The 22234-nt window shown below is 75.0% G+C and carries 17 protein-coding genes; 7 read left to right on the top strand and 10 right to left on the bottom strand.

Annotation, left to right across the window (positions count from 1 at the left end):
• Positions 1-40 precede the first annotated feature (40 nt).
• Positions 41-2902, bottom strand: coding sequence for a glycosyl hydrolase (locus ABZ249_RS26060; RefSeq protein ID WP_355267911.1), 2862 nt, complete (start codon positions 2900-2902; stop codon positions 41-43).
• 348 nt (positions 2903-3250) lie between these two features.
• Between ABZ249_RS26060 and ABZ249_RS26055 the strand changes: the two genes are divergently transcribed.
• Entirely contained in the window at positions 3251-5416 is a 2166-nt protein-coding gene (locus tag ABZ249_RS26055; RefSeq protein ID WP_355267908.1) for a RecQ family ATP-dependent DNA helicase, read from the top strand.
• Between the two features lie 282 nt (positions 5417-5698).
• On the opposite strand, the gene ABZ249_RS26050 is transcribed toward ABZ249_RS26055, so the two are convergent.
• Positions 5699-6634, bottom strand: a complete 936-nt coding sequence (locus ABZ249_RS26050; RefSeq protein WP_220565624.1) for a sugar kinase — start codon at positions 6632-6634, stop codon at positions 5699-5701.
• Positions 6635-6920: 286 nt separating this feature from the next.
• On the opposite strand from ABZ249_RS26050, the gene ABZ249_RS26045 reads away from it, so the two are divergent.
• From ABZ249_RS26045 to ABZ249_RS26030, 4 genes are all read left to right on the top strand, one after another.
• On the top strand, positions 6921-9632 hold the full coding sequence (locus ABZ249_RS26045) for a GNAT family N-acetyltransferase (RefSeq protein ID WP_355267905.1): 2712 nt from the start codon (positions 6921-6923) through the stop codon (positions 9630-9632).
• 130 nt (positions 9633-9762) lie between these two features.
• Positions 9763-10335 carry a DUF5998 family protein gene (locus tag ABZ249_RS26040; protein ID WP_220565625.1) on the top strand — a complete coding sequence of 191 codons (573 nt, stop codon included), beginning with the start codon at positions 9763-9765 and terminating at the stop codon, positions 10333-10335.
• Positions 10336-10624: 289 nt separating this feature from the next.
• Positions 10625-11446: an enoyl-CoA hydratase-related protein gene (locus tag ABZ249_RS26035; RefSeq protein WP_220559721.1), complete on the top strand. Its 822-nt coding sequence runs from the start codon at positions 10625-10627 to the stop codon at positions 11444-11446.
• A gap of 70 nt (positions 11447-11516) precedes the next feature.
• Positions 11517-12170 carry an MBL fold metallo-hydrolase gene (locus tag ABZ249_RS26030; RefSeq protein WP_220559722.1) on the top strand — a complete coding sequence of 218 codons (654 nt, stop codon included), beginning with the start codon at positions 11517-11519 and terminating at the stop codon, positions 12168-12170.
• Between the two features lies 1 nt (position 12171).
• On the opposite strand, the gene ABZ249_RS26025 is transcribed toward ABZ249_RS26030, so the two are convergent.
• The 3 genes from ABZ249_RS26025 to ABZ249_RS26015 all read right to left on the bottom strand — a co-directional run bounded on the left by ABZ249_RS26025 (position 12172) and on the right by ABZ249_RS26015 (position 15486).
• Positions 12172-14205, bottom strand: coding sequence for a CHAT domain-containing protein (locus tag ABZ249_RS26025; protein ID WP_355267901.1), 2034 nt, complete (start codon positions 14203-14205; stop codon positions 12172-12174).
• Positions 14206-14530: 325 nt separating this feature from the next.
• Positions 14531-14947 (bottom strand): hypothetical protein, encoded by a 417-nt coding sequence (locus ABZ249_RS26020; RefSeq protein ID WP_355267898.1) that lies wholly within the window; start codon positions 14945-14947, stop codon positions 14531-14533.
• Positions 14944-15486 carry a sigma-70 family RNA polymerase sigma factor gene (locus tag ABZ249_RS26015; RefSeq protein WP_355267895.1) on the bottom strand — a complete coding sequence of 181 codons (543 nt, stop codon included), beginning with the start codon at positions 15484-15486 and terminating at the stop codon, positions 14944-14946. The genes ABZ249_RS26020 and ABZ249_RS26015 overlap by 4 nt, the downstream gene beginning before the upstream one ends.
• 281 nt (positions 15487-15767) lie before the next feature.
• Here ABZ249_RS26015 and ABZ249_RS26010 point away from each other — a divergent pair, with 281 nt between their 5' ends.
• On the top strand, positions 15768-16262 hold the full coding sequence (locus ABZ249_RS26010) for a DUF3145 domain-containing protein (protein WP_355267892.1): 495 nt from the start codon (positions 15768-15770) through the stop codon (positions 16260-16262).
• A gap of 269 nt (positions 16263-16531) precedes the next feature.
• On the opposite strand, the gene ABZ249_RS26005 is transcribed toward ABZ249_RS26010, so the two are convergent.
• The 4 genes from ABZ249_RS26005 to ABZ249_RS25990 all read right to left on the bottom strand — a co-directional run bounded on the left by ABZ249_RS26005 (position 16532) and on the right by ABZ249_RS25990 (position 19672).
• Positions 16532-16939 carry a DUF1707 domain-containing protein gene (locus tag ABZ249_RS26005; protein WP_355267889.1) on the bottom strand — a complete coding sequence of 136 codons (408 nt, stop codon included), beginning with the start codon at positions 16937-16939 and terminating at the stop codon, positions 16532-16534.
• A gap of 66 nt (positions 16940-17005) precedes the next feature.
• The gene (locus ABZ249_RS26000; protein WP_355267886.1) at positions 17006-17842 is read right to left on the bottom strand and encodes an inositol monophosphatase family protein; all 837 of its coding nucleotides are present in this window, start codon (positions 17840-17842) and stop codon (positions 17006-17008) included.
• Positions 17843-17850: 8 nt separating this feature from the next.
• Positions 17851-18885 carry an ATP-grasp domain-containing protein gene (locus ABZ249_RS25995; RefSeq protein ID WP_355268014.1) on the bottom strand — a complete coding sequence of 345 codons (1035 nt, stop codon included), beginning with the start codon at positions 18883-18885 and terminating at the stop codon, positions 17851-17853.
• A 250-nt stretch (positions 18886-19135) separates the two neighbouring features.
• Positions 19136-19672 carry a YbhB/YbcL family Raf kinase inhibitor-like protein gene (locus ABZ249_RS25990; protein WP_355267883.1) on the bottom strand — a complete coding sequence of 179 codons (537 nt, stop codon included), beginning with the start codon at positions 19670-19672 and terminating at the stop codon, positions 19136-19138.
• 175 nt (positions 19673-19847) lie between these two features.
• Between ABZ249_RS25990 and ABZ249_RS25985 the strand changes: the two genes are divergently transcribed.
• Positions 19848-20813, top strand: coding sequence for an LLM class F420-dependent oxidoreductase (locus ABZ249_RS25985; protein WP_355267880.1), 966 nt, complete (start codon positions 19848-19850; stop codon positions 20811-20813).
• 47 nt (positions 20814-20860) lie between these two features.
• Here ABZ249_RS25985 and ABZ249_RS25980 read toward each other — a convergent pair whose 3' ends face one another.
• Positions 20861-22078 carry a helix-turn-helix domain-containing protein gene (locus ABZ249_RS25980; RefSeq protein ID WP_355267877.1) on the bottom strand — a complete coding sequence of 406 codons (1218 nt, stop codon included), beginning with the start codon at positions 22076-22078 and terminating at the stop codon, positions 20861-20863.
• Between the last annotated feature and the right edge of the window lie 156 nt (positions 22079-22234).

Genomic DNA, 22234 nt, shown 5'->3' with positions numbered 1-22234 from the left:
AGCGAATCGGAGCGGGGCCGCCGGGGTGTCGTCGCGCGGGTCAGCCGCCGAAGGGGACGGTCAGGGTGGCACCCCCGTCCGCGCCGGTCCGCACGCTGGAGTCGGCCGTGCCCAGGGCGCTCCAGATCTTCAGGCGCACGGTCCCGCCGTCGAGGTCGGCGAAGCCGCCGGAGACGGAGGAGGGGCCCCGGCCCTGCGTGTAAGACTCCCACCCGGCGACGTCGTCGGTGGCGAAGTAGGGGTAGGTCTCGGTCCGGTCGACGGTCCCGTCGCCGTCGAAGTCGTACTCGACGCGCACCTGGACGGCGTTGGCGACCGAGGCCCCGGAGTCCACCGGCAGGGAGAAGGCGGTCTCCCCGCCGTCGAAGGAACCGCTCACACCCTCCAGTTCGAGGACCACGGCGTCCGCGGGCGGGTCGCCGTCGCGGTTGGCGCCCCCGGCGTCGGGGACCGTGATGACGCCCGCGGTGCCGGGGGGCTCGGCCGACAGGTCCGACCCGTTCGGGTACAGCACGCCGTCGCCCAGGTCGCCGCCCCCGGGGTCGGGGTCGGGCGACGGGTCGGGGCCGCCCGGGTCGCCCCCGCCGCCCTCGCCGACGGTGGAGGCCAGGGTGCCGGGGGCCACCTCCAGTTCGGTGCCGTCGGAGAAGGTGACCGTGATCGGCGAGCCGCCGGGGTTGAACGCGGTGTAGGCGCGCCCGTCGACGTCGGAGAACACCGCGTAGTGGGCGGTGTCGGCCGTGACGGACGTGTCCACGGTGCCGACCTCGGCCAGGGTGGAGATCCACTGGTAGGTGTGCGGCTTGGAGCCGCCCGCCTCCGGCTCGTAGGTCTGCCACTGCGCCTCGAACATGTCCAGGGCGGCGTCGCCGTCCGACAGCGCCCGGTGCGCCCAGTGGATGTCGCGCCAGATCTCGGGCTCGCGGCCCAGGCGGTCCACGAGGGACTCGTACATCGCCCCGGCGTGCGCCGGGTCGTGGCCCAGGTAGAGGGAGCCCGCGGTGATCGGCAGGTAGTTGATGCCGTAGTGCTCCTCGTCGCCGCCGTCCCACCAGATGCGGTAGTCGCCGCCGTCGCCCCAGACCATGCCGACCACGTCGTGGCCGAACCCGTCGGGGAAGGCCTCCCCGCCGTGGTCCTGCCAGTAGCGGGTGACGGTGGAGGCCTGGGTGGTGTGCAGGAAGACGCCCAGGTCGCGCAGCTCCTCGTCGCCGGTCAGCGCGCCGAAGAGCGCGGTGGAGGAGGCGAAGTGCATGCCCTCGGAGGACGACTCCTGGTTGTTGCCCGCGGCGAACCCGGCGTGGCCGGAGGCCCAGCCGTGCCCGGCGTAGGGCGAGAAGGATCGCAGGCGGGGGAAGAGGCCGGCCTCGGTGGCGGCCACGTCGTCGATGACCATGCGCACCATGCCGCCCCAGGCGTCCTCGGCCGCCCAGTCACGGTCGTAGCGGGCGATGGTGGCGGCGGCCGAGACCAGGTAGCCGTAGTGGAAGTCGTGGTCGTTGAGCTCGGTGGTGGCGCCGAAGCTGTCCGGGTAGCCCAGGAGGCTCCCCCAGTCGGCCTCGTAGTGCAGGCCGCGGCCGCCCCCGGCGGTCAGCCAGTCCTCGACGCGCCCCTTGAGCAGGCCCAGGAGCTCGTCGCGGGCCTCGGTGTACCCGATGGAGTCCGCGATGGGCACCAGCTGGGCCAGGCGGCCCATGGCCTTGCCGTCCCAGTAGGTGTCCCCGGGGGAGGGGAAGTGCGCGTCCTCGGCGAGGACCTCGTCGATGAGCAGGCGCAGCCGGTCGTGGTCGGCGGAGTCGACGGTGGGCAGGCTCGGCAGGATGCCCTGTGTGGTCAGCTCCGTGGTGAAGGAGCCGCCCAGCGCCACGCGCATCTCCCCGCGCGGGGAGGCGTAGGACAGGCCGGCGACCTCGTCGTCGCTGTTGCCCCAGTGGTGGGGGTACATCGCCAGGACGGTGCCCTCGGCGCCGCCCTCCAGCGCCTCGGTCTCCACCCGGTAGGTGCTGGTGAGGGTGGCGGCCGCCTCGTCGTAGTCGTACTCGACGACGGAGCCGGTGACGGCGGAGTGGGCGTAGGGGGCGAAGTCGTCCAGCGCGTCCGGCGAGGGCAGCAGGGCGACGGAGTAGTGCCCGCCGTCCCCGGTGGGCGCGGTGAAGGTGTCCCCCGAGCGGGTCCAGGGGGACCCGGTGGGGGAGAAGAGGGCGTAGTGGTTGCCGTTGACGGTGGCGCCGACCGTCGAGCCCTCCTCGTGCCAGACGTCCGGCGAACCGGTGAAGGCCACCTCGGCGTCGCCGCCGTCGGTGCGGGCGTGCGCGAAGGGCAGGCCCTGGCCGATGGTGACGTCCAGGGTGGGGCCGCCCGACCAGCGGGCGGTCACGGTCCAGTCGCCGCTGTCGGCGACCCGGGTGTCGGGGGAGTCCAGGCCGACGGCGCCCAGGGAGAGGTCGGCGGTGTGCGGGAACTCGTACTTGAGGCCGTCCGCGACCAGCCGGGGTTCGCGGGGGTGGCCCATCTCCAGGCCCCCGGCGTGGGGCCGGTAGGTGGCCGGGTGGGCGTAGAGGTTCTCGCCGTAGGGGTTGTCCGGGTAGCGCTGGAAGATGAGTGAGGACCACCACTCGTTGGTGGGTGCCGGTCCTTCGAAATCCTCGGTGACCTTGGGGTCGACCGGCGCCCCGTTGAGGTCGGAGGGGCCGGTGGCGCCGGCGGGGAGGGCGTCGTCGTAGCTCCCGGCGCCGACCGGGACCAGGGCCGCGGCCGCGGCGGGGGCCGCGTTCGGGCCGGCGGTGAGGGCGGTGGTGGTGAGGGCGGTCGCGCCGCCGATCGCGAGCGCCGCCAGGACGGCGGCGGTGCCGCGGCCGGGGGACCGTCGGGAGGGGGCGGGGGGCGGGTGGTTGTCGTCCATCGGTTCGCCTCTCTGGGTTCAGCGGGGGGTTCGCGTATGGGAGCGCTCCCATGCGTGAGGAACCGTGCTCAGAGTGTGCTCAGGCGAAGATGTGAGCGCAATGGAGGAAACTTCGAAAGTTTCTGTTTTGTTACCGTCGTCGGCTCCCGTGGCCGGCGGGAACCGGAGCGACCCGCGAACCGGGCGGCGCGCGAGGGACGGGGGAGGTGCTTCGGGGGTACCGCTCGGCGGCGGTGGCGGGCGACGGGCAGGGGGGCCGCGCCGGAGGTGTCCGTTGAGGGCGGTGGTGGGCGACGGGCGGGAGTGGACGACGCCCCGGGCGTCGGCCCGCTCTGGTACGAAGGGATCATGGCCACCACCCCTGACCCCACCCTCACCACCGACCCCGCCGACGGGGACCTGCGCGAGCGCGCCGAGGCGCACCTGCGCGCCCTGGCCGGGGACTCCGCCCGGCTGCGCGAGGACCAGTGGACCGCGATCCACGCCCTGGTCGCCGAGCGGCGCCGGGCCCTGGTCGTCCAGCGCACCGGCTGGGGCAAGTCGGCGGTGTACTTCGTGGCCACCGCCCTGCTGCGGGCCCGGGGCGCGGGGCCCACCGTCATCGTCTCGCCGCTGCTGGCCCTCATGCGCAACCAGATCTCCGCCGCCGAGCGCGCGGGCATCCGCGCCCGCACCGTCAACAGCGCCAACACCACCGACTGGCAGGCCGTCTACGCCGACGTGGAGGCGGGCGGGGTCGACGTGCTGCTGGTCAGCCCCGAGCGCCTCAACAACCCGGAGTTCCGCGACCGGGTGCTGCCCGAGCTGGCCGCCGGGGCCGGGCTGGTCGTCGTCGACGAGGCCCACTGCGTCTCCGACTGGGGCCACGACTTCCGCCCCGACTACCGGCGCATCCGCTCCCTGCTGCTGGACCTGCCCGACGGCGTCCCGGTGCTGGCCACCACCGCCACCGCCAACGAGCGCGTCACCCGCGACGTCGCCGAGCAGCTGCGGGCCGGGGCCGACCGGGACGAGACGCTCGTGCTGCGCGGGCCCCTGGACCGGGAGAGCCTGCACCTGTCGGTGGTGGACCTGCCCGAGCCCACCGACCGGCTGGCCTGGCTGGCCGAGCAGCTGCCCCGCATCCCCGGCTCCGGGATCGTCTACACCCTCACCGTCGCGGCGGCCGAGGAGACCGCCCGGTTCCTGGCCGAGCAGGGCATGGAGGTGCGCTCCTACACCGGGCAGACCGACCCCGACGAGCGCCGCGCCGCCGAGGACGACCTGCTGGCCGACCGGGTCAAGGCGCTGGTGGCCACCAGCGCCCTGGGCATGGGCTTCGACAAGCCCGACCTGGGGTTCGTCGTGCACCTGGGCGCGCCCTCCTCGCCGATCTCCTACTACCAGCAGGTCGGCCGTGCCGGGCGCGGGGTCGAGCGGGCCGAGGTGGTGCTGCTTCCCGGGCGCGAGGACACCCGCATCTGGGAGTACTTCGCGAGCCTGTCCTTCCCGCCGGAGGAGACCGTGCGCCGCACCCTGGACGCGCTGGCCGAGGGCGGGCCGCTGTCCGTCGCCCGCCTGGAGACCCGGGTGGACCTGCGCCGCAGCCGTCTGGAGCAGATGCTCAAGGTCCTGGACGTCGACGGGGCGGTGCGCCGGGTGCGCGGCGGCTGGGAGGCCACCGGGCGGGCCTGGTCCTACGACGCCGAACGCTACGAGGCGGTCGCCAAGGCACGGGAGACCGAGCAGCGGGCGATGCTGGACTACACCGCCCTGGACACCTGCCGGATGGAGTTCCTGCGCCGCCAGCTGGACGACCCGGAGGCGACCGCCTGCGGGCGCTGCGACAACTGCACCGGCCGCACCTGGGAGACCGGGGTCGACCCCGGCCGCCGGGAGGCGGCCGCCGCCCACCTGGACCGGCCGGGCGTGCTCATCGAGCCGCGCCGCCAGTGGCCCACCGGCATGGACACCCTGGGGGTGCCGCTGTCGGGGCGCATCAAGCCCGAGCTCCAGGCCGCGCCGGGCCGCGCCCTGGGCCGGTTCACCGACATCGGCTGGGGGGCCGAGCTGCGCGCCCTGCTCGCCGAGGATGCCCCCGAGGCCCCGGTGAGCGACCGCGTCCTCCAGGGGCTGGTGCGCGTCCTGGCCGCCTGGGACTGGGAGCAGAGGCCGGTGGGCGTCGTGGCCATGCCCTCGCTCACCCGGCCGCGGATGATCAACGACCTGGCCGGGCGCCTGTGCGCCCTGGGCCGCCTCGCCCCGGTGGGCTCCCTGGCCTACGCCACCCCGGAGGGCCCGGGGGAGCGGCGGCACAACAGCGCCATGCGCCTGGCCCAGGTGCACCGGGCCCTGGTCCCGGCCCCCGGCCTGGCCGAGGCCCTGGACGGCCTCCAGGCCGAGACGCCGGGGCCGGTGCTGCTCGTCGACGACCACACCGACACCGGATGGAGCCTCACCGTCGGCGCCGCGATCCTGCGCGAACTCGGCGCGCCCGCGGTCCTGCCCCTCACCCTCGCCACCACCGGCGGCTGACCCCCGCCCGGACGCGGTTCCCGCCCACGCCCGGTGCCCGCGCCGCCACGGACACCCGCCGTCCGTTCGGGTCGGCACCGGACACCCGAGCGCCGCGGACGCCCACCGGCGCGTGCGCTCCCTTGCCCGCTGCCGCGAACGGTCTTCGGCCGCCGCATCCCGGGTGTGCGGAGCCCCCGCCGGGCCGTGGTCGGTCCGACGGCCGGTCCTGGGGCACTCCGAAAACGCGGACGGGGCCCGGCCGAAGCCGGGCCCCGTCGCGGGACGTCATGGGGGTGCGGGTCAGCGGATGCGCTGGCCGCGCGGGGCGCCGCGCCGCACCGGCTGGCCGTTGCCCAGGTCCGGGCGGGCGCCCGGCTGGTGCAGGGCGCGCGCCGCCAGGCGGTGCGCCCGGGCCAGGGCCTCCTTGGGGTGGCGGCCCGCCAGCCACGCGGGCAGGAAGCCCGCGATGAACGCGTCGCCCGCGCCCACCGAGCCCGGCGAGGGGTCCACCTGGTCGGCCGGGGCCCACACCACGTCGTCGCGGGTCTTGGACGCCCACAGGCCGCCCTCCTCGCCCAGCTTCAGCACCACGTTCGGGAACCAGGCGGTGAGCACCTTGGCCGCCGCCTCCGGGTCCTCCCGGCCGGTCAGCACCTTGGCCTGGGCCAGGTTCGCGAACAGCAGGCGGGCGCCCTGCGTCCAGTCCAGGAAGTTCTCCGCGCCGGCGCGCTCCAGCGGGGCGTGCGAGCCGCCGTCCACCGAGATGGACATGCCGCTCTCGCGCGCCATCCGCAGCGCCACCCGCGCCGCCCGGCGCGAGTCCGCGTTGATCAGCGTGTAGCCCGACACGTGCAGGTGCCCGTCCGGGCCGAACACGTCGCGCGGCAGGTCCTCGGGCTGGAGGCGGGCGTTGGCGCCCGGGTCGCTCAGCATCGTCCGGTCGCCCCGGTGGGTGATCATCACCACGCAGGTCCCGGTCGCGACCTCGGGGTCCATCACCATCCGGGAGTCGAGCCCGTAGCCCATCAGCTCCATCTCGCGGGTGCGCCCGGTGATGTCGGATCCGCGCCGGCCCACGAACGTGGTCTCGGTGCCCTCCACGGCCAGCCAGGAGGCGATGTTGGCCCCCGAGCCGCCTCCGTACATCACCACCGACGCCGGGGTGTCGCTGCCGCGGGCCAACGGGTGGAACGCGCGCGCGACGGCGTCGGTCATCAGATCACCGATCACGACCACTCGTGTCATATCGCCAGCCACCACCGAGTCATGAGAATTCGTGCCCGCTCGACGTTAACAGGTGAATCGTCAGCGGTGTGTAACGAAGTGACGGCACCCCGGACACACGCCGATTCGGGGCCCTCGTCCCGGAGCCGAGCCCCGTGGACAAGCGTATCCGGCCATAGGGTGCTCGGTCCCGGATCGGGACCTCGGGCCCCCGGGGACGGGACGTACCGCGGGTGTTTTCGCGCCGACCGCATCGACTTTCCCCGGAATCGACCGATTGTCGTCTAGTCTCGCAGTCGTGCAGTCCTACCCGAACCACTGGGAAGCCGACGTCGTCCTCACCGACGGAGGCACCGCCCACCTGCGCCCCATCACCCCGGACGACGCCGACCTGCTGCGCGAGTTCCACGGCAGACTCTCCCCGGAGACGATCTACTACCGGTTCTTCGCGCCCTACCCCCGCCTCTCCGACCGCGACGTGAGACGTTTCACCACGGTCGACTACGAGGACCGGGTGGCCCTGGTCGCCACCATCTCCGACGCCCTCGTCGCGGTGGTGCGCTACGACAAGGTCGCCCCGGAGGAGGCCGAGGTCGCCTTCGTCGTGGAGGACGCCCACCAGGGGCGCGGGCTGGCCTCCGTCCTGCTGGAGCACATCGGCGCGGCCGCCCGCGAACGCGGCATCCGCCGGTTCATCGCCGACGTGCTCCCGGAGAACCGGCGGATGATCAACGTCTTCCGCGAGGCCGGGTACACCGCCCAGCAGACCTTCGACGAGGGGGTCATCCGGCTCACCCTCGACATCCAGCCCACCGACGACTCCACCGAGGTCATGCGGGCCCGCGAGCAGCGCGCCGAGTCGCGCTCCATCGCCCGGCTGCTGTTCCCGGAGTCCGTCGCGGTCATCGGCGCCAGCCGCACCGCCCACACCATCGGCCAGACCGCCCTGCGCAACCTCCTCGACAGCGAGTTCCAGGGCCCCGTCTACCCGGTCCACCCCGAGGCCAAGGCCGTCGTGGGCGTGCGCGCCTACCCCTCCGTGCTGGACATCCCCGACCAGGTGGACCTGGCCGTGGTCGCCGTGCGCGCCGACGCGGTCGCGGACGTGGTGGAGCAGTGCGCCGAGAAGGGCGTGCACGGCCTGATCGTGGTCAGCTCCGGCTTCGGCGAGACCGGTCCCGAGGGGCGCGCCCGCCAGGACGAGCTGGTGCGCACCGCCCGCGCCGCCGGGATGCGCGTGGTCGGCCCCAACTGCCTGGGCGTCGCCAACACCGACCCCTCGGTGTCCCTCAACGCCACCCTGTCGCCCGACCTGCCCCGCAGCGGTCCCATCGGGTTCTTCTCCCAGTCCGGCGCCCTGGGCCGGGCCATCCTTCAGCGCGTCGCCGACCGGGGCATGGGCCTGTCCACGTTCGTCTCCGCGGGCAACCGCGCCGACGTGTCCGGCAACGACCTCATGCAGTACTGGCAGGAGGACCCCTCCACCGAGGTCGTCCTCCAGTACCTGGAGTCCCTGGGCAACCCGCGCAAGTTCACCCGCCTGGCCCGGCGCCTGGCCAAGCTGAAGCCGGTCGTGGCGGTGCGCAGCGGCGGGTCCGCGCAGACCACCCCCACGGGGCACGCGGCGGGCGGGCTGGCGCTGCCCGACTACGCCGTCACCTCGCTGTTCCAGCAGGCCGGCGTGGTCCGGGTCGACGACATCACGCAGATGTTCGACGCGGCCCAGGTGTTCGCCTACCAGCCCCTCCCCAAGGGCCCCCGGGTCGGCGTCATCGGCAACTCCGACTCCCTGGAGCTGCTGGTCAAGGACGCCGCGGTCCGCCAGGGCCTCAAGCCGCACGACCCCGTCAACCTGGGCCCGCAGGCCACCGCGGACGACTTCGACCGGGCCCTGGAGGCGGCGCTGGCCGACGACGAGGTCCACTCCGTCGTGGTCGTGTTCGTCCCCGCCCTGCACCCCATCTCCGACGACGTCGCCCGGGTGCTGCGGGCCCGCTCGCTGGGCTCGGACAAGCCCATCGTCACCACCTACCTGGCCCGCCAGGGCGTCCCCGAGGAGCTGCGCCACGTGGGCGAGCGCGGGGAGACCCTGCGCGGCTCGGTGCCCTCCTACCCCGCGCCCGAGGACGCCGTGCGCGCCCTGGCCTACGCCACCCGGTACACCCAGTGGCGCGACCGCAAGCCCGGCCGCCACCCCGAGCTGCCCGACATCGACGGCGCCCGGGCCCGCGCCACCATCACCCGGGCGCTCAAGAACGCCCCGGGGGAGGAGGTCTGGTTCGGCGGCGAGCGCCGCTACGACGAGGACACCGCGGTCTCCGCCGAGGACACCCGCGAACTCCTCTCCTGCTACGGCATCACCGCCTACCCCGACATCCCCGTGTCCTCCGCCGACGAGGCCGTGGTGGCCGCCGGGCGGCTGGGCTACCCCGTGGTGGTCAAGGCCGACTCGCCCGACCTGCGGGTGCGGGCCGGGGGCACCTTCGTCCGCGCCGACCTGCGCACCCCCGACGACGTGCGCAGCGCCTACCTGTCGCTGGCCGACCGGTTCGGCGCGGAGGCCGACCTGGTCGTGCAGCGCATGGTCGCCCCCGGGGTGCCCACCGTGGTGCGCGCGGGCGACAACCGGTCGTTCGGCTCGGTGGTCTCCTTCGGCCTGGCCGACGTCACCGCCGAACTCCTCGACGACCGGGCGTTCCGGCTGGCCCCGCTCACCGACATGGACGCCGCCGACCTCATCCACGCCGTGCGCGCCGCGCCGCTGCTGTTCGGGCTGCCCGCCGGGGCCACCTCCCTGGCCGAGCAGCCCAACGTGGAGGCGCTGGAGGAGCTCCTCATCCGTGTCTCGCGCCTGGTGGAGGCGTTCCCCGAGATCGGCTACATCGACCTGGACCCGGTGCTGGTCAACGCCACCGGCGCGCACGTGCTCGGCGCCCGCATGTGGCTGCGCGAGGCCCCCGAGGTCCGGCCCGACGCCGGCCCCCGGCGGCTGCGCGGGGTGACGTTCTGATGCGGCGGCCCGCGCCCGGGTCCGGGCGAGGGGTGGCGTCCTGATCAGGCACTGGGCATCCCGTTTCTCCCAGCGGTCGCGAAGTGCCGCGGGGAGGAGGCAGGATAGGGATATGAGGAAAACACGCGCCGTGTCCACGGACTGGCGGCTGGAGATCGAACGCAGCGGCTACTATCCCGCGCTGGTGATCGACGCCGTCGCCACGGCCCTGGGCGACGAGAGCGCCGAGGCGTTCGTCGTGCACCACGAGGCGACCTTCGACCCGGCGATGGAGATGCGGCGGCACATCACCGTCATGCTGCTCACCGCCACCCGGCTCGTGGTGTGCCACACCGACGAGCACCCGCCCACCGAGCCCGGCGGCACCTCGCACGCGTCCACCACCACCGACAGCATCCAGCTCGGCAACATCCAGTCGGTCGCCCTCACCAGGGTCGTGCCCAACCCCGCGCAGTACACGCCCGGGAGCATGCCCAGCGAGCTGGTCCTCAGCGTCAACCTCTCCGTCAACTGGGGCGCGGTCGCCCACATCGACCTGGAGCCGGCCTCCTGCGCCGACGAGAGCTGCGAGCTCGACCACGGCTACACCGGCGCCATCACCGCCGAGCCGCTCACCCTGCGGGTGAGCGAGGCGGCCGACGGGGCCGAGGCCGTCGCCACCATGCTGAACTTCGCGAACGCGCTGTCGGCGGCCACCCGCTGACACCGGGACCCTGCGGGGCCGGGGACCGCCGCGGTCCCCGGCCCCGCCGCGTTTCACGCGTTCGCCCCCCGGCCGTGACGCGGACTTAACGAACACGGTTCACCCGGCCGTGGTGCCCCGGCGACCCGTCCGTCTAGGGTGGAACCGGATTCGTGCATTCCGCCACAAGAGAGGCGCGTCCGGTCACAAACCAGGCGTTTCCGTGCACGCCGTACCCCGACGGCGCGCCCGCTCTCACACACTCCCCGCACCCGCGGAGATGATGGACCCGGAGAAAGGTCGGTCTGCGATGACGCAGCACTCGTCCCCGACGCCCAAGGACGACACGCCCCTGGTACGCCTCGACGTGGACAGGGGGGTGGCCACGGTCACCCTCGACTCCCCCCGCAACCGCAACGCGCTGTCCGCGCGGCTGCGGTCGGAGCTCTCCAAGGCGCTGTCCGACGCCATGGCCGACGACGAGGTGCGCGCCGTCGTCCTCACCGGCACCGGGCCCGTGTTCTGCGCCGGGGCCGACCTCAAGGAGGTCGCCGCCGCGCTGGCCGGGGAGCCCGTCGAGCCCGCCCCGGAGCTGCCGGAGGTCTTCGAGCAGATCATGGGCGCCCCCAAGCCCGTCATCGCCGTCCTCAACGGCGCCGCCCGCGCCGGCGGCATCGGCCTGGTCGCCGCCGCCGACATCGCCCTGGCCCCCAAGAGCGCCACCTTCGCGTTCACGGAGGTGCGCATCGGCGTGGTGCCCGCGATCATCTCCGTCCCCGTGTCCGCCCGGATGCACTCGCGCCAGCTCAGCCGCTACTTCCTCACCGGCGAGCTCTTCGACGCCTCCGCCGCCGCCAAGGCCGGGCTCATCACCCAGGCGGTGCCCGACCGCGACATGGCGCACGCCCTCGACGCCGTCCTCCAGGGCATCCGCGGCTCCGCGCCCAAGGCGCTCTCGCGCACCAAGGAACTGCTCGGCGAACTCGGCGCCGGGGCGCTGGCCGCCCCCGAGCGGCGGGCCGAGGCGTTCGCCCGCATGGGGGAGCTGTCCGCCGAGTTCTTCGCCGGCGAGGACGCCGCCGAGGGCCGGCTGTCCTTCTTCGAGAAGCGCCCGCCGCGCTGGGCCAGGTGACCGCGGCCGGACGCCCCTCCTTTCGGGGCGTCCGGTGCGTCCGCTCCTGCGCAGAGGTCACAATGGTCGGGTGAGCTACTCCGGAGATACCAGGGTCGGCGGCCCCGCCGACCTGCGACGACTACCGCATCTGACCATCACCAAGATCAGCGTCGGCCCCATGGAGAACAACGCCTACCTGTTGCGTTGCCGCTCCACCGGCGAGGCCGCCCTCATCGACGCCGCCGCCGAGCCCGACCGCATCCTCGAACTCATCGGCGCCGACGGCCTCGACCGGGTGATCACCACCCACCGCCACCAGGACCACTGGCAGGCCCTGGCCGAGGTGGTCGGGGAGACCGGCGCCCGCACCGTGGCCCACCCCGAGGACGGCGAGGAACTGCCCGTCTCCGTCGACGAGCCCGTCGTCCACGGCTCGCGGATCTCCGTGGGGGACTGCCACCTCACCGTCATCCACCTGCGCGGCCACACGCCCGGGTCGATCGCGCTGCGCTACGACGACCCCGAGGGGCACGTCCACCTGTTCACCGGCGACAGCCTCTTCCCGGGAGGGGTCGGCCGCACCTGGTCCGACGAGGACTTCCGAACCCTTCTCGGCGACGTCGAGGAGCGCGTGTTCGGGGTCCTGCCCGACGACACCTGGGTCTACCCCGGCCACGGGCGCGACACCACTCTGGGAGTGGAGCGCCCCCACCTGGACGAGTGGCGCGAACGGGGCTGGTGAGTCAGGCCCCCAGACACACGAAGCCGTGCCGCCCCAGGTGGGCGGCCACCGCCTCGGGCGGGGCGGCGCCCGCCGCCAGCGCCCGGTGGAAACCGGCCACGGCCCGCCCGGTCCCGGCATCGCGTACCGGGGCCGGGCTGGCCACCACGGCGCGCACCCCCGCCTCCAGCAGTGCCCCGGCGAAGCGCCCGGCCCCGCACGAGGTCAGCACCACCACCTCCGGAGGCGCCGCCGACACCAGGTCCAGGGCCAGCAGCGGGCCGTCGGCCAGGGCGACCGACGACAGCAGCGGGGAGCGCTCGGCCACCCGGCCGTGCCCGGACAGGTGCACCAGGTCGCAGCCCGCGGCGCCCGCCGCCACCTCGCCGACCCGCACGGCCCTGTGCGCCCGGGAGTGGACCCTGCCCAGGTCGGCGACCTCGCGGACGGCGCCCCGCGGCGCCGGGCCCGCCGCCAGCAGCACCCGCCGCCACCGGGGGAGCGGCCGCACCACCCGGTCCGCCCACGCCCGCGCCGACGGCACCACCGCGACGGGCCGGCCGCGCAGCCCGGGCAGCGCGCCCCACGGCGGGTGGCCCAGCCGCGGGTCGGCGGCGACCACCAGCGGCCGGTCGTCCACCAGCTCCAGCACGGGGGCCAGCGCCGCGCCGAACTCCCGCGCCACCCGCGCGGGCGGGCCCAGCGACCGGGCGTGCACCCGGCCGTCGACCACGACCAGCGCCACCACGTCGCCCACGACCACCAGGCGCACGAACGCCCGGCCGCCCAGCAGCCCGGCCAGCCGGGCGCCCACCGGAGCGCACTCCCGCGCGGCCGCACCCTGCGCGTACCGCGCCCGCTCCCACCGCCGCGCGTACACCAGGCAGTGCCGGTCCCGTCCGTTCGCCAGCGCCTCCCGGTACCGCTCGACCACCGGGTCGCACCGCCCCGCCGGCACCCGCGGCGCCGGGGGCACGGTGAACTCGGCCCACTCCAGCGCACCGCGCAGGTCGCCCCGCGCCAGCGACACCTCCACCCCGGCCCGCGCCACCTGCGGGTCCCCGAGCACCCGGGGGTCCGCTTCGGCGGGCCCCGCGAAGGCGGTCCACGGGCCGCGGACCTCCTGCGACTCACGGGTCAGCCGCGAACCGGGGGCCGCCCGCCGGTCCCCGGCCCCCCGCGCACCGCCGGCCGGCCGGTGACCGGCGGATCCCTCGGGGAACCGGAGCGCCCGCGGTTCCGGGGGCGGCTGTTCGGTGCGGGCCGCCCGTGCGCCATCGGCCGTCCGCGGGGCCGGGGGCCACGGGGGGAGCTGCACGTCCACCGCCCGGTGCGCCGCGACCAGGCGGGGAACGGGCTCGGAGGCGCTCACCGGCCGCCGCAGTTCCAGTGCGGCGTGCGCCCGCTCCTGCGGCGACGCGGACGACCAGTCCAGCGGAGCCGCGCACACCCGTTCGGCCATCTCCTCCAGCCGCACGGCCAGGCGGTACCACAGCGACCCCGGGCCGTGGGTCTCCCGAACCCGGCGGGCCAGCTCCCGCGCCCGGTGGCGGTCGCCGCGCAGCAGCCGCAGTTTGGCCTCCACCAGCAGGGTGACCGGCTGCGCCGACCGGCCGTGCGCCCACGGGCCGTCCGCCAGGGTGAGCGCGGCCTCCTCCAGGTGTCCCTCGGCCAGCAGGGCCTCCGCCAGGTCGGCGCACAGCGCCTCGCGCCGGTCGGTCGGCAGCCGGTGCGCCAGGCCCGTGAACGTGGCGATCGCCCCGGCGGCGTCGCCCCTGCGCAGTGCCAGGCAGCCCAGGTTCTGCCGGGTGACCAGCTCCAACAGGTGCAGGTCCCGCTCCAACGCCAGGGAACGGGCCTCCTCCAGGTGGTCCTCGGCCGCGCCGAACCCTCCGCACAGGATCCGGGCCAGCCCCAGGTTGGCGAGGAACCCGGGCAGGACGGGCGCGGCCTCCTCCGCCAACGGGTGCCGCCGCAGCCGGACGTGGGTGTCGTCGAGGATCTCCACGGTCCGGTCGAACAGCCCGCGCTCGGCCAGGGCGACACCGAGGACCACCCGTTGGAGGAGGAGGCGGCCGGACCTTTCCACCCGCCCGTCCCGGCCTGTTCGCCAACGGACGGAGGGGGTCGAGGAACGGGGTGCGGGACGGGACGGGGGCAAGGTCCGGCCGCCTTTCTCCGAGGGGGAGGAGCACCTCTAGGAATAGCAGCGGGTGACGGTCCGTGTGGAGGTGAGAACGTGAAGTCACCTCGGAGCCGGCCGCCCAAAAGCGGACAAGGGGGTGCGAAGGCCGACGAGCGCGCGGGGGTTCCCGGCGGGATGCAATGGCAATTCGGAACCGCCCCTTCTGTGACCGTCCGGCCCTGTCTGCGGACGGCGGTCAGAGGGTGAACCACTCCGTGCTGAGCGGGGCCTCGGCGTCGCGGCGGAGGGTGAGCCGGATCGGCCCGCGGCGCAGGTCCGGCAGGGCGAACTCGCCGGTCTCCTCGACGGAGGCGACGTCCTCGCCGCCGCCCGGCCGGTGGGCCTCCAGCAGGGCGTACTCGAAATCGCCCCGGACCGTCCCCGACAGGGTGCGGGAGGGGCCGCGGGCGTGCAGGGCCAGGTCGATGCGCACGTCCCCGAACTCGAAGGACAGCTCCCCGACGACCGGGTCGTCCACCGAGCGCACCTCCTCGGTGCGGGGGCCCCGCTCGGCCACGAGGACGGCGAGGTCCACGGCGTCCACGCTCCGGTCGAAGGCCGCCAGCGCGGCCTCCCGGCCCTCGAGGCCCTCCCGCTCCTCCCGGCTGCTCATATCTCGTCCTCCAGGGTGTTGCGCAGCCGGCGGACCATGCGGCGGCGCTCGTTGAACGCGGCCCGGCGGTCCTGCGGCGGCGGGGTGGAACCGGGCTCGAGGATGCGCAGCGCGGCCCGGCGCTCGGCGGGGTCGCGCAGGCGGTCGACCGCCCGGTGCAGCGCCTCGTCGCGCTCCTTGCGCAGGTACTCGGCCTCCGGGTCCGGGGCGTTCCCGCCGACACGGGCGAACTCCTCCGGGTCGGTCGGGTACTGGCGGGCGTCGCGCCCGCGCTGGCGCAGGCACTTGTCGCGGGTGACCCGGGACAGCCAGGCTCGCAGGCGGTGCGGCTCGCGGAGCCGGGGCAGGTGCAGGTTGAGGGTCAGCCACACCGTCTGGACGACGTCCTCGCGGTCCGGCGCGGACAGCCCGAAGGAGCGGGCGATGCCGTTGACCATCGGCAGGTGGCGGTCGACGATGTCCCGCCAGGCCTCGCGGCTGCCATTCGCGGCCCGGCGCACGAGTTCGGCGTCGTCAAGGCCGAGTCCGCTTGTGGCCAATGTCGAGGGGTGTTCGTGCCGTAGGTCGCTGGAAAGTACGGTTTCAGGGTCCTCGTGCGACTGGTCTGGCAAACGCGCCCCCACTATGATCGGATTCCCCCATAGCACCTTCGGGGCACACGTTACTCCGGAGGGGCGGGGGATACTGGGAGATCCCAGAAGATCGCTGGTCCTCAGGGTGCCCTTCGGGCACAATGGGGCAAAGGCATTCAGGCGGGTATGCAACCTTCTCGTGGTACGAGGGCGTCGGGGAAGCGCACTCGTTCGTATCAGGAGGTTCGGTGTCCGCACGTGGCGTCTTGTACGTCCACTCCGCGCCCGCGGCGCTGTGCCCACACGTCGAGTGGGCGGTCGCGGGTGTCGTAGGAGTGCCCGTGAAACTCGATTGGGTCGCCCAGCCGGCGGCACCCGGCAACCACCGCGCCGAGCTGAACTGGCAGGGGCGGCCGGGGACCGCGGGGCAGGTGGCCTCGGCGCTGAACACGTGGCAGCGCCTGCGGTTCGAGGTGACCGAGGAGGGGTCGCCCGGCTGCGACGGCGTGCGCTACAGCTACACGCCGTCCCTCGGTATGTTCACCGCGGTCACCAGCGCCGCCGGGGAGGTCCTGGTACCGGAGGGCAGGCTGCGCCTGGCCGTGGAGGAGGCCGCCGGCGGCGGTTCCGACCTGGCCGCGGCGATCGACCGCCTCACCGGCCGCGCCTGGGACGAGGAGCTGGAGCCCTTCCGCTACGCCGGAGACGGCGCCCCCGTCCGCTGGCTCCACGCCGTGGGCTGAGTCTCCTCTGCCACTGGGGTTCGTGAGGCGCCCGATGGGGTTCTGGAGGCCCCGGAGGAGCGGTTCCCGAGGGAGGCCTGTGGCCGCAGGCCGTCCGTCGAGGACCTTCCGCCACGCGACGGGCGGGCGAGGACCGCTCCGGAGGGGCCGAGGGTTCCCCCTCAGGGGGCGCCGGGCGAGGTGGCCGGGCTGCGGCCGCAGCCCGGCCGTCGAGGGCGGTGGCGGGCGCCGGGTGGGCCGAGGCGCGGCGGAGGTTCAAAGAACCCGGCCTAGAGGGGTTCGCCCTCGTCGGGCCAGATGAGGGAGGCCAGCAGCACCGCCGCCCAGATCCCCAGGGGGACGAGCGGCCAGTACGGCACGGGTTCGCCGCCGATGAGGACCGCCGCGCCCCACACCCCCGTGAGGAGCACGGCGATGCCCAGCCACCACCGCCACTCGTCGGCGTGCTCCCACCGGGGTTCCTCCCGGGCGGACGGCACGAGCGGCGGCGGGGCGGGCGCGGGCAGGTCGGCGATGAGCCGGTCGAGCTCGCCGATCAGCACCGCGCTCAGTGCCGACTCCACCCGGCGCTCGTACTCGACCAGGTCCAGGCGGCCCTCCACGAACGCCGTGGTGAGCCGCTCGACGATCTGCTCGCGCTCGTCGTCGGAGGCGCGTGTGCGGTACCTGTTCTCCACTTCCCACCCCCCGGGGCGCGGTGCGGTGCCCACACGATACGCGTGACCCCCGGGACGGGGGAAGGGTCATCGGGCGGTGAGCCAGCGCGCGACCGTGCGGCAGGTCGCCGGGTCGGCTCCGCCGACCAAGCCGGTGTGCTCGTACCCTCCCCGATAGGGGAAGGGCGTACCGTCCAGCCGGGTGAGCAGGCCCCCGGTCTCGGCCAGGACCAGGCCGGGCGCGGCCACGTCCCAGTCGCGCACGGGCACGTCCTTGACGAACAGGTGGGCGGTCCCCTCGGCGATCAGGCACAGTTTCAGGGAGATGCTGCCGCTCTCCAGGTAGCCGCCGTACCCGAAGCGCTCGGCGACCCGGGCGGCGATGCCGCGCGGTTCGGGGGTGTTGTCGGTGAGCACCCCCTGCCCGGGCGGGACGGCCGGGTGGCGGGGCAGGGGGACGCCGTCGCGGCGGGCTCCGCGGCCGCGCACGGCGGTGTACAGGGTCCGGGACTCGGGGGCGTACACGGCGGCGACCTCGGGGCGGTCGCCGATGACCAGGGCGGCCTGGGTGACGTACCCGGGGAACCCGTGCGCGTAGCTGGCGGTCCCGTCGACGGGGTCGATCAGCCAGTACCGGGGCGGCCGCTCCCGGGCCAGGGAGCCGGGGTCCTCCTCGCTGACCACGGGGATGTCCGGGTCGATCGCGGTGAGCCGGTCGGACAGAGCCCGGTGCGCCCGGGCGTCGGCCCCGGCCTTGAACTGGCTCCCCTCCCACACCCCCCGCAGGGCCTCGGCGTCCCCGCGCCATTCGCGCAGCAGGGCGCCGACCTCGGTGACCGCTCCGGCCACCGCCTCCGCCAGCGGGTGCGCGCTCCCCGGGCCCTTTGCGGCCCCGTCGGCCGTTCCGCTCAACAGCTCGCTCACGGGTCCGCTCACCGCCCCGCGAGCGGGGTCGCCGGGGCCAGGGCGGGGTCCCGGACCGGGACGCCGACGGCCGCGGGCGCCGGGCTGATGCCGTGCGAGGTGAACTGCTCCTCGTCGATGAAGTCGTCGGTCCAGTGCCGCACCATGGCCACCCCCTCGCGCCAGTCGTCGGCGAGCCGCGGACCGCCCCCCACGGCCTGGCCCACCAGCCCGGCGATCTCGTCGACCCCGGCGGCGGTGGTGAGGGCGGAGGTGGAGGAGAAGCGCGGGTTGATCTCGAACACCCGGGGCGCGCCGTCCCCGTCCAGGCTCAGCTGGACGTTGAAGGGGCCGTCGGCCCGCAGGGACTCCTGGACCGCCCGGCAGGTCTCGATGACCGCCTCGTTGCGGCGGGTCACCGCGTACTTGGTGACGCCCTGCTTGAGGACGACCTCCTTGGGGACGACGGCCTGCACGCCGCCGTCGCGCCAGACCACCACGGACACGGTGTACTCGGGCCCGGTGATCCGCTCCTGGACGATGAGCTCGTCGGCGGGCAGGCCGCTCTCGGCCACGACCCGGGCCAGGTCGCCGACGGAGTCGACGAACCGCACCCCGCGGCTGCCCCGGCCGCTGCGCGGCTTGACCACCAGGCCCCGTGCGGCGTCGAAGGTGTCGGTGGGCCACTCGGAGGCGAGCCGGGTGCGGGGGACGCCGATCCCGGCGGCGTCGAGTTCGCGCATGAGCCGGTACTTGTCCAGGCAGGTGGCGACGAACCCGGGCAGCGGCAGCAGCACGGCGACGCCGTCCTCGGCCAGGCCGCCGACGTGCAGCAGCTCCTCGTCGACCAGGGGGACGACCGCGGCGGCGCCCTCCTCGGCGCACAGCGCACGCATGCGGGGCAGGAAGGCCTCGCTGTCGCCCGGGGGGACGAGGTGGCCGCGGTCGGCGAGGTACAGGCCCGGTGCGGTCGGGTCGACGTCGGTGGCGACCACGCGGTAGCCCCGCGACCGCAGGTGGAGGATGGTGCCGGGGGTGGGCGCCGACCCCGCCGTCGTCACCACGATGGTCGGTTTCCTCGAAGACTTCTCTGGCACCGGACGAATCCTTCCAAGCCGTGTCGGGCGGATCGCGGGGGATGGACCGAGAGTAGTCCGCGGCGGGCGCGATGGCCCGTCATTGGCCGGTTCCGGCTCGGCGGTGAACCGCGGGGGCCCCTCGCGCGTGTATCCATCGGCCCCCGGGAGGAAGAGGGCCGAGGGCGGGTGCTCTCTGGGGAGAGGACACCCGCCCTCGACACGCCGTCCGACCGTCCTACCTCTGTTCGTAGACGGGGGTGACGATCGCGCGCCCGATGGAGTGCGAGAACAGGTTGAACCCGAGGAACGCGGGGCTGGCGGAGGCGTCCACGGACAGTTCGGGGACGTCCACGGCGTGCACCACGAAGAAGTACCGGTGCGGTCCGTGCCCGGCCGGCGGGGCGGCGCCGATGTAGCGGTGGGACCCGGCGTCGTTGCGCAGGGTGACGGCCCCGGCGGGCAGGGCGCCGGACTCGCCGGACCCGGCCCCCGCGGGCAGTTCGGTGACGTCGGCGGGGATGTTCGCCACCGCCCAGTGCCAGAACCCGCTCGCGGTGGGGGCGTCGGGGTCGAAGCAGGTCACGGCGAAGCTCCGCGTCCCCTCGGGGGCGCCGCTCCAGGACAGCTGCGGCGAGACGTCCTCGCCGCCCGCGCCCATGATCCCGCTGACCTGGGCTCGGGGCAGGGCGCGCCCGTCGGCGACGTCGGTGCTGGTCACGGTGAACGACGCGACCGGGGGCAGGAAGTCGTAGGGGGAGGGTGGCACGGCCACGGTGAGGGGCCTCCTTCGTTCGTTGCTGTTTCTCGGGCCCTACGAACATACGCCGGTGCGCGACCGCGCGTCCCGGCTCCCGGCCGCCGTGTCGCGGGGCCGCCCGAAGACGGCAGACCGACCGGGCGGTATGGTCGGGGGTCACCGGCACGGACGACACCGACAGGGAGCCACCATGACCAGTCGCTGGGGCATGACCGTTCCGCTCGAAGGGATCCCGCTCCCCGATCAGAGAGCGATCATCGAGCGCATGCCCGACCAGGGCTACACCGACCTGTGGTCGGCCGAGGCGGGCTCGACCGACGCGTTCACCCCCCTGGCCCTGGCCTCGGTCTGGGCCCCCGACCTGCGCCTGGGCACCGCCATCGTGCCCGCCTACACGCGCGGCCCGGCGACCCTGGCGATGAGCGCGGCGACGCTGGCCGCGGCCGCGCCCGGCCGGTTCGCCCTGGGGCTGGGCACCTCCTCCAACATCATCGTCGAGCGCTGGAACGCCGTCCCCTTCACCGAGCCCTACAAGAAGGTCCGCGACACCGTCCGCTTCCTGCGCGAGGCGTTCACCGGTGCCCGGGTCAAGGCCGACTACGACACGTTCTCCGTCCAGGGCTTCACCCTGGGGGCGGTGCCGCCGCAGGCCCCGCCGATCCTGGTGGCGGCGCTGCGCCCGGGCATGCTGCGGCTGGCCGGACGCGAGGCCGACGGCGCCATCATCAACTGGCTGTCCGCCGAGGACGTGCGCACCGTGGTCCCCCACGTGCACGAACAGGGCGAGGGCAAGGAGATCGTCGCCCGGATCTTCGTCATCCCCGAAGTGGACCCGGACACCGCCCGGGGGATCGGCCGCCGGGCGATCGCGGCCTACCTCAACGTCCCGGTCTACCGGGCGTTCCACGAGTGGCTGGGCCGAGAGGAGCTGGCCCCGATGTGGAAGGCCTGGGAGGAGGGCGACCGCAAGGGCGCGCTGGCCGCCATCCCCGACGCGGTGGTGGACGAGCTGATCGTGCACGGACCGGCCGGGTACTGCCGCGAGCGCGTCGCCGCCTACGTCGAGAACGGGGTGACCACCCCGGCCCTGGCCCCGATCCTGCCGCCGGGGACCGACCCGGCCCGGGTGGTGCGGGCCCTGGCCCCGCGGGACTGACCCCGCGGGGGCCGGCCCCGTTCGGCCCGGGACCCTCCGAGCGGCCCTCAGAGCCCTTCGGCGGTCCCGGGCAGCCCGCGGGCGCGCAGCACGAGTTCGAGCTCGAACCGCTCGCCGGGGTCGCGCAGCCGCGCACCGAACAGCTCCTCCAGCCGCCGCATCCGGTACCGCACGGTCTGCGGGTGGATGTGCAGCCGCTCGGCGGCCTCGTTGGCGTTGGACCCGGCCTCCAGCCAGGCCAGCAGGGTCTGGGCCATCCGCTCCCGCTGGTGCGGGCGCAGCTCGGCCAGCGGTGCCAGCCGGGACCGGGCCATCGCCGACAGCAGGGCGGGGTCGCGGGACAGCAGCAGCGCCAGCAGGTGGTCGTCCCAGCGCACCAGCCCCTCCCCGGGGACCGCGCCCGAACGCACGAGCTCGGCCAGTTCCCGGGCCCGCTCCAGCGACTCCGGGACGCGTTCCAGCGGCACGCTCGGCCCCAGCACCGCGCAGGAGCCCCGCAGCGACCGCTCCAGGGCCCGCAGCCTGCCGGGGCCCTCGGGGTCGGGCACCAGGGCGCAGGGCTCGGGGCGCTCCAGGTCCACCAGGGCATCGGGCGGCAGCGACGGGGGCAGGGCGTCGGACCGGGCGGCCCCCTCGCCCGCGGACCCGGGGTGGAGCAGCACCACGGCGGCGCGCTCGGGCGTGCGCCAGTGGGCGCCGCGGGCCAGCGCTGTGACCGCCGCCGGATCCCGGCCGACCCCGGCCAGCAGGGCCTCCAGGAACCGGGTGCGGCGGTGCCGGGAGGCGTCGGCGCCCGCGGCGCTCACCCGGGCGTGCCCCTGGGCCGCGGCCTCGCCGAGCTCCTCCTCGAAGAGCAGGACGGCCTCGCCCAGCGGCCCCAGCAGGTCGCGGGACAGGGTGTCGTCGTCGGACAGGACGCGCCAGACGGCGGCGGCGATGACGCGCATCCCGGCGTGCAGGCGCTCCAGGCCGCGTCCGTGCCCGGCCTCGTGGGCGCCGAACGCCCGGAAGCGCGCGAGCAGCGCCTCGTCGGGGCCGCGGCCGGTCCCCAACCGCTCCATGAACCCCTTCACCCCGATGTCGAGCAGGCGGCGCGCCCCCGCCTTCGCGTCCGGTGCCACCAGGGCCTCGCCGAGCCTGTGGTGGATGCCGGCGAGCGCCTCCTCCACCAGTACCGGTGCGAGGGAGCGCATGCGGGCGCCCACCTCCGGGGGGATGTCGGAGAACGGGTCCGTGCGGCCGCTCTCCCGCGGGGGACGGGTCATGTCTCCTCCGGCGCGGACGCACGGCGGAGCCGTCCGTGGCACGCCCGCGCGTGCTCCGTGCGCCAGATCGGGGTGCGCCCCGCCGAGGGTGACGGGGGACACATCCATACCACCAGAGCCGCGTTCCGGGGACAAGCCCGGCCCCCCGGAAACGCG

Origin of the sequence: Nocardiopsis sp. NPDC006139 (assembly GCF_040614155.1) — a bacterium.
Lineage (GTDB): Bacteria > Actinomycetota > Actinomycetes > Streptosporangiales > Streptosporangiaceae > Nocardiopsis > Nocardiopsis changdeensis.
This window is presented reverse-complemented; position numbering and strand designations above follow the sequence as displayed.

Bases quoted from the DNA above. Each gene is read 5' to 3' on its own strand.
- ABZ249_RS26060 (WP_355267911.1), bottom strand. From the start codon at position 2,902: ATGGACGACAACCACCCGCCCCCCGCCCCCTCCCGACGGTCCCCCGGC.
- ABZ249_RS26055 (WP_355267908.1), top strand. From the start codon at position 3,251: ATGGCCACCACCCCTGACCCCACCCTCACCACCGACCCCGCCGACGGG.
- ABZ249_RS26035 (WP_220559721.1), top strand. From the start codon at position 10,625: ATGACGCAGCACTCGTCCCCGACGCCCAAGGACGACACGCCCCTGGTA.
- ABZ249_RS26020 (WP_355267898.1), bottom strand. From the start codon at position 14,947: ATGAGCAGCCGGGAGGAGCGGGAGGGCCTCGAGGGCCGGGAGGCCGCG.
- ABZ249_RS25985 (WP_355267880.1), top strand. From the start codon at position 19,848: ATGACCAGTCGCTGGGGCATGACCGTTCCGCTCGAAGGGATCCCGCTC.
- ABZ249_RS25980 (WP_355267877.1), bottom strand. From the start codon at position 22,078: ATGACCCGTCCCCCGCGGGAGAGCGGCCGCACGGACCCGTTCTCCGAC.